The following is a 7,189-nucleotide window of genomic DNA, read 5'->3' as shown; positions in this document are numbered from 1 at the left end:
TACCCCGCGCCTTGGCTCTCCCTCTGGGAGAGCTGTCGGCGCAGCCGACTGAGAGGGCCTGTAGGGGCGGACGACCCTGTCCGCCCAAACCTGCCGGGTTGACGCGGCCCGCTGAGGGCAGCGGGCCCTACGAAATGTCTACCGATAGAACACTCGTAGGGCGGGGCCCATGTCTGCCCACTGTCCCGCCGCCAGCCACCCGCGCAAAAAGGGAGGGCGGACAGATGGTCTGTCCGCCCTCAAGTGAGGAGAAAAATGGTAAGAAAAAAGCGGTATTACAGCAGCATGGCCAGCAGCCACACCGCGCCGATGGCCGCGCCCCCCAACAGGGCCGCCAGCCACGGGGACATACGCAGCCGCCGGGGCGGTGCGCCGTGGGTCCGGGCATAATCCTTGGCAATGCGGATGGCCTGGTCCACCACCTGCTGGGAGGTGACCCCTCCGCTGCCCACGGCTGCGTCGTTGCGCACAATGAAAATGGCCTGTTCGAAAATATGCGGGTCCGGGGAATCCACCACGATGACCCGGCGGGAAAGTCCTTTTACCAAGAGTTATGCCCTCCTCTGTTGCGATTTCGTTTGACAGCTTCAGTATGCCCGCCGCATAGGGGAATATACCCCCTTACACCGGCTTTTTTTCGCCGGAGGACAGGTGCAGCACCAGCACGGCGCAGTCGTCCTCCAGCCCCTTGCGGCCCCGGGACTCCGCCAGGATCAGAGACACCAGGGCGTTGGCGTCCCGGCCGCTCCATCCGGCCAGCAGATTTTGCAGCCACTCATCGTTTCCGGCGTCGGCGATGCCGTCGGAGACCATCACGAAGAAGCTCCCGGCGGTCAGCTGCAAGCGGGTGCACTCCGGGGCCTCCCGGACGGCCTGCAGCCCGGCGGGCAGGGACTGGCCGGTATAGCGGCTGACGCTGCCGCTGCGCTTGAGATAGGACGGAGCGGCCCCGTATTTATAGAGGGCGGCCTGTCCGCTGGCCCGCTGCAGGGCCAGCAGGTCGATGGTGGTGAAGCCTCCGCCGCTCTCTCCCCGCAGGGACAGGGCGGTGTTCAGGGTTTTCAGAGCCGGGCCCGGCTCGATCCCCGCCTCCAGAAACTGCCGCAGCAGCCGGACGGTCATGGCCGCCTCCCGGTGGGCGGCCTCGCCGCTGCCCATGCCGTCGGACAGCAGCAGATACACGGTGTCCCCCACCTCGAAGGTATCCAGCTGGTCGCCGCAGACGCTCTGGCCCTGCCGGGGCCGCAGGGAGGAGGCCACCCCATAGCCCATGGCCTGGGCACCGGCAGGCACCGCCGGACCGGCGGAGGCCAGCATATCCCCCAGCTGGGCATATTGCTCCCGGGCCTGGTCCCGGACCTCCGACAGCCGCCGGTGGTACTGCTGCCGCAGCAGATAGGATCGCAGCTCCACATTCACCGCCCCCACAAAATCCGACAAATGGACGCACCGGGAGGTGAAATACAGGGGAAAATCCCCGGCCTGGGCCTCTCCCCGCTGCAAAAGCCGGGGGCAGGCGTCGTTGAAGGCGTTGTAGGTGGCGCTGTAATTCTGCCGCCAGCAGGTATCCCGCAGGATGCACCGGCGGCACACCTGCTCCGCCGCCCGGTCAAATACCACCGATGGATTCTCCGGCTTCTCCGGAGCGGTGCCCCGGAAGAAGCTGTCGTACAGGTCCCGCAGGGCGGCGGCGGGCTTGGCCAGGCGGTCCGGCCGGGGCGGCTTTTCCGGCTGGGCCCGTTTTTTCTCCGGCGGCAGGCTCAGCCGGGGCAGCGGCAGCAGGGACAGAATTCCGCCCGAAAACAGCTCAATCATCCGATAAAGCGGCTCCTCTGTCCCGAACAGCAGGGTACAGCCCCCGCCAATGGCCCAGAATGTCCCGATACACACCGGGGCAGGGGCGGAACGCACCCGGGACAAAGCGGCGCAGGAAAGGCCCAGCACCGCCATAGGCGCCAGGTCCGGCTCATTCCCCAGCAGACCCAGGCACAGCCCCATGGCCGCCCCCCAGGCAGCACCCCGGGCCGGTTCCATCTGCCGGACGCTGCGCATCAGAAAAGCGCACGTCAGGCACATTCCAACCGATATTCCGACGATCCGGAAAGCCCCCGCCGAAAGGCACAGCCCCGCCGCCAGCAGCAGGGGCAGCCGGTCCCGGCGGCGCAGCAGCAGGTCCGTGACCGCGGCGGTGAGGCCCATGCAGAACACGCACAGGGCCCACAGCCGGATGGGCCGGGCGATGAGATACGCCGACTGCACCAGAAGCAGCAGCGCCGCCGCAAGACCCGGCCGGAAAAACCGCCGGGGGAAAAATTTCGTGTCGAAAAAGGCGATGCTGCCGGAAAAGATCAGAATGGCCGCCGCCAGCTGCCGCAGGCCCGCCTGAAACGGCAGAAACAGAAACGCCCCCAGTCCGCAGCCCAGGACGCAGCACAGGCCCGGCAGTCCCGGCCCGGCCGCCGCCGTGATGGCCAGAGGCAGCGGGGCGCACAGGCCCCCGAAGGAGCCGGCCGTCAGCAGGCAGGTCAGGGCCGCCCGGCCCAGGGGTTCAAGCAGCCGCCGTTTCTCCCGGGGCAGTGGCAGAAGTTTCATGGACAAGCCCTCCTTTGCCCCCTATTGTAGCCGGGCGGCGGACGAAAAAGTGTCGGGAAATAGCACAGAGGGCGTATTTTCAGGGCGGAATGGTCTTTGTTTGGTCAAATGTTAAGAAAATGTTACGGAAATCGGCAGATTTGTTTAAAATATTCTTCTTGTTATTGCCGGACAAATAGTATATAATACCCTATATTATTGTGCTTATGCCGCCTTGGCGGCAGTCTATAGAAAGGAAGTTAGCTATGATTAAGGTTCAAACCGGTCAGGGCGAGATCACCATCAGCAGCGCGGTATTCACCACCATCACCGGCGCGGCAGCCACCAACTGCTTCGGCGTCAAGGGCATGGCCTACCGCAGCATGACCGACGGCCTGGTGCACCTGCTGCGGCGGGAAGCCATGAGCAAGGGCGTGAAGGTCACTTATAACGAGGACGGCACCGTTTCCATCGAGCTGCACATCGTTGTGGAAAACGGCGTCAACATTGCCACGGTCTGCCGCTCCATCATGAGCGAGGTCAAGTATGTGGTCACCAAGAATACCGGGGTGGAGGTCCGCGAGGTCAATGTGTGCGTGGACTCCGTTACCGTGTAAGCACCCGGCCAAAGGAGTAACAAAGAGATGACAGATAGAATCAGCGGCAGCGCCTTCAAGCAGATGATCGCCTTCGGCGCTGCCTGTGTCGCCCAGCAGAAGCAGGCCATCAACGATCTGAACGTGTTTCCGGTGCCCGACGGCGACACCGGCACCAACATGAGCCTGACCATCCAGACCGCCGTCAACGAGCTGAAAAAGTCCGAGCCCGCCACCGTCGGCGAGGCGGCAAAGATCACCGCAGGGGCTCTGCTGCGGGGCGCCCGGGGGAACTCCGGTGTGATTTTGTCCCTGCTGTTCCGGGGCATTTCCAAGTCCGCCAAGGGCCTGGTGGAGATGGACGGCCCGGCCCTGGCCGCCGCCATGGGCGAGGGTGTGGCCACTGCCTATGGCGCGGTGATGAAGCCCGCCGAGGGAACGGTGCTGACCGTGTCCCGGCTGGCCGCCGCCCGGGCCGCCCAGGCCGCCCAGGAGAATCCCAGCGCCGAATACGTGCTGGAGCAGGCCATTCTGGCCGGGCAGGAGACCCTGGCCCAGACCATCGACATGAACCCGGTGCTGAAAAAGGCCGGGGTGGTGGACGCCGGAGGCAAGGGCTACCTCATCATTCTCGACGGCATGCTGCGGGCCCTGCGGGGCGAGGAGCTGCCCCAGGTGGAGGAGGACGAAAAGGCCCAGGATAAGGCGGATTTCGGCGCCCTGAGCCTGGAGGACATCACCTTCACCTATGACACGGTGTTCATCGTGCGCAAGAAGGAGGGCGTGTCCATTGAGCCCTTCCGGGCGTATCTGGACGGCATCGGCGACAGCCTGGTCATCGGCGAGGACGACGAGGCCTTCAAGGTCCATGTGCACACGGATATCCCCGGCCAGGCCCTGACGGAGGCCGCCAAATACGGCACCCTGGAGCTGGCCAAGATCGAAAATATGCGCACCCAGGCGGAGGAGCTGGCGGCCGGCAAGCAGGCCCAGAGCACCGACGATCTGGACGCCGTGGAGGAGGAGCTGGAGGCCATGGAGGGCGGCGTGGCCGCCCCGGAGAAGCGCTACGGCTTTCTGGCGGTGTGCGCCGGTGACGGCCTGGCCGCCACCTTCCGGGATCTGGGCGTGGACCGCATCGTGTCCGGCGGCCAGACCATGAACCCCTCCACCCAGGCCATTCTGCAGGAGGTGAACCGCACCCCCAGCCAGGTGGTGTTCGTGCTGCCCAACAACAAGAACATCATCATGGCCGCCCAGCAGTGCGTGGGCCTGACGGAAAAAGAGGTCATCGTGGTGCCCACCGCCACCGTGCCCCAGGGGATCTCCGCCATGATGGCGGTGGACCCGGAGGAGGCCGATCCCCAGGTGATCCTGGCGGCCATGACGGAGGCGGCGGAGAACGTGGTCACCGCCCAGGTGACCTATGCCGCCCGGAACTCCGATTTCGACGGCTTCGCCATCAGCGCCGGGGACTATCTGGCCCTGACGGACGGGAAGCTGTTCGGCACGGACCAGAAGCTGGAGACTCTGCTGGATCAGCTGGCGGCTCTGGCGGCGGACAAGGGCGCGGAGTTCATCACCGTGTTCTATGGCGACGGCGTCACCCAGGAGGACGCCCAGCGGGCCGAGCAGCGCTTTGCGGATGCCTGCCCGGAGGCGGAGGTGTCCCTGCTCCCCGGCGGCCAGCCTGTGTATTACTATATTATCTCAATTGAATAATATATTGTGCCGTTTGCGCAAAAAAGACGCCGGAGGTCTCCTCCGGCGTCTTTTGGCATCGCCGCAATCGGGCTCTGCCCCGCCCGCCATTCCACTGCTTTTGGGCCGGGTAGAACCCGGCCCCTACAGGTGCTCTACTGGTGATGCTCTCATCGTCTTGCTGAAAAAATCTCCATCTTGCCCCGGGGGGCGGGGTGTGGTACAATGGCCTTACTTTATAATAAGGAGCGTGCCGGTATGATGCACCTGGAAGCGGACGTATTCCGGAAATTCGACAAGCAGTGGGCCCTGGTCACGGCGGGGACCCCGGAGCATTACAACACCATGACCATCAGCTGGGGCGGCCTGGGCACCCTGTGGAGACGGCCGGTGGCCACCGTGTATGTGAAAAAGAACCGCTATACCTTTGAATTTATGGAGCAAAGCGACTATTTCACCGTCAGCTTTTACCCTGAGGCGCAGCGCCGGGCCCTGTCCCTGCTGGGCAGCACCTCCGGCCGGGACGGCGACAAGGTGGCGGCGGCGGGCCTGACGCCGGAGTTCCTGCCCCAGGGCATCACCTTCCGCCAGGCGGAGACCACCCTGGTCTGCCGCAAGCTCTATTGCCAGGACTTCGCCCTGGACCAGATCCCCCGGGACGTTCAGGACATTTTCTATCGGGACGAGCCGGTCCACCGGATGTACATCGGCGAGGTGGTGGACATCATCGGGAATGAAAGCCTTGCCAATCGCCCCTGAGTGTGCTATACTCAGGGTATAACATACGGAAGCTCATATAGCCTTGCGGATATGGTGCAAGGCGTTTCTACGGGGCCGCCCACGGCCCTGCTATGGGTGCTCTGCCGGTGGACCGGCGGGGCGCCCATCTATTTTTTTCTGAAGGAGCGATGCGGTATGACACAGGTTTTACGCGGCAACATCATCCAGGCCCCCCGGCTGGGGGAGCTGGACATCCGGGAGCACGGCTATCTGGTGCTGAAGGACGGCGTGGTGCAGGGGGTCTATGACGCGCTGCCCCAGGCCCTGGCCTCCGCCCCCATAACGGACTACGGCGACCGGCTCATCATGCAGTCCTTTGTGGATATGCACCTCCACGCCCCCCAGTATCCCATGCTGGGCATGGGCATGGACCTGCCCCTGCTGGACTGGCTGAATACCTACACCTTCCGCACCGAGGCCCGGTTCGCAGACCCGGACTTTGCCCGCCGGACCTATCGCCGCCTGGCCTCCGACCTGATCACCAACGGCACCACCCGGGTGTGCATGTTCTCCTCCCTGCACACCGAGGCCACCTGGATCCTCATGGAGGAGCTGGAGCGGGCCGGGGTCACGGGCTATGTGGGCAAGGTGAATATGGACCGCAACGCCCTGCCCGGCATTCTCCAGGAAACCACGGAGGAGTCCGTCTCCGAGACCCTGCGCTGGCTGGACGGCTGCCATTTTGAGCACGTCAGGCCCATCATTACCCCCCGCTTCACCCCCAGTTGTTCCAATGAGCTGATGGCCGCCCTGGGCCGCATCGCCCGGGACCGGGGGCTGTATGTCCAGTCCCATCTGTCGGAAAACAGGGGGGAGATCGCCTGGGTGAAGGAGCTGCACCCGGACTGCGCCCAGTATTGGGAGACCTATGACAAATACGGCCTTTGGAAGGACCACACGGTGATGGCCCACTGCGTCCACTCCGACGCCCGGGAGTGCGCCGCCATCCGCCGGGCCGGGGTGGTGGTGGCCCACTGCGCCGGGTCCAACATCAACCTCTGCAGCGGCGTCTCCCCGGTGCGGGAGATGCTGCGCCAGGGGATCTGGGTGACCCTGGGGTCCGACATCGCCGGCGGGGCACAGCTGCCCATGTACAAGGTCATCACCATGAGCATCCGGGCCTCCAAGGTCAAGCGCATGGAAACCGACTGGTCCGAGGATTTCCTGACGGTGCCGGAGGGCTATTACCTGGGCACCACCGCCGGGCACCGGTATTTCGGCGGCGGCGAGGGCTTCGCCGTGGGCCAGCCCCTCCACGCCATCGTGGTGGACGACGGGGACTTCCCGGAGCCGGTGCGGCCCCTGACGGTCCGGGAGCGCTTTGAGCGGTCCCTCTATATGCTCCACCGCCACAACATCACCGCCGTCTGGTCCCATGGCCGCCAGGTGAAGTGAATATCTGCCGCCGCTCCCGCGGGAGCGGCGGCTCAGCTTGTCAAAAAAGGGCGTGGCCCTTTTTTGACAAAAGGCTTGCAGTCTGCCGCGCGCATAATTTGTTCGCTGAAAGCGAACAAATTCCACACTTGCAGACCGAGAAGTGG

At 64.7% G+C, this 7,189-nt stretch carries 6 protein-coding genes and 1 riboswitch; of the genes, 4 read left to right on the top strand and 2 right to left on the bottom strand.

What is annotated here, in order from left to right; all coding sequences use genetic code 11:
- Positions 1-275: 275 nt before the first annotated feature.
- Positions 276-548 (bottom strand): hypothetical protein, encoded by a 273-nt coding sequence (locus tag LKD37_RS16440; RefSeq protein WP_302930167.1) that lies wholly within the window; start codon positions 546-548, stop codon positions 276-278.
- A 73-nt stretch (positions 549-621) separates the two neighbouring features.
- The gene (locus LKD37_RS16435; protein ID WP_302930166.1) at positions 622-2,592 is read right to left on the bottom strand and encodes a SpoIIE family protein phosphatase; all 1,971 of its coding nucleotides are present in this window, start codon (positions 2,590-2,592) and stop codon (positions 622-624) included.
- Positions 2,593-2,837: 245 nt separating this feature from the next.
- Here LKD37_RS16435 and LKD37_RS16430 point away from each other — a divergent pair, with 245 nt between their 5' ends.
- The 4 genes from LKD37_RS16430 (at position 2,838) to LKD37_RS16415 (ending at position 7,043) form a co-directional block, all read left to right on the top strand.
- The gene (locus LKD37_RS16430; protein ID WP_302930165.1) at positions 2,838-3,188 is read left to right on the top strand and encodes an Asp23/Gls24 family envelope stress response protein; all 351 of its coding nucleotides are present in this window, start codon (positions 2,838-2,840) and stop codon (positions 3,186-3,188) included.
- A 27-nt stretch (positions 3,189-3,215) separates the two neighbouring features.
- On the top strand, positions 3,216-4,889 hold the full coding sequence (locus tag LKD37_RS16425; protein WP_302930164.1) for a DAK2 domain-containing protein: 1,674 nt from the start codon (positions 3,216-3,218) through the stop codon (positions 4,887-4,889).
- Between the two features lie 237 nt (positions 4,890-5,126).
- Entirely contained in the window at positions 5,127-5,627 is a 501-nt protein-coding gene (locus tag LKD37_RS16420) for a flavin reductase family protein (RefSeq protein ID WP_302930163.1), read from the top strand.
- Positions 5,628-5,640: 13 nt separating this feature from the next.
- A riboswitch (purine riboswitch) is annotated at positions 5,641-5,740 on the top strand.
- A gap of 43 nt (positions 5,741-5,783) precedes the next feature.
- Positions 5,784-7,043: an amidohydrolase family protein gene (locus LKD37_RS16415; protein ID WP_302930162.1), complete on the top strand. Its 1,260-nt coding sequence runs from the start codon at positions 5,784-5,786 to the stop codon at positions 7,041-7,043.
- Positions 7,044-7,189 lie beyond the last annotated feature (146 nt).

It is taken from the genome of Brotocaccenecus cirricatena (assembly GCF_020687045.1).
In the GTDB taxonomy this organism is placed as follows: domain Bacteria; phylum Bacillota; class Clostridia; order Oscillospirales; family Oscillospiraceae; genus Vescimonas; species Vescimonas cirricatena.
This window is presented reverse-complemented; position numbering and strand designations above follow the sequence as displayed.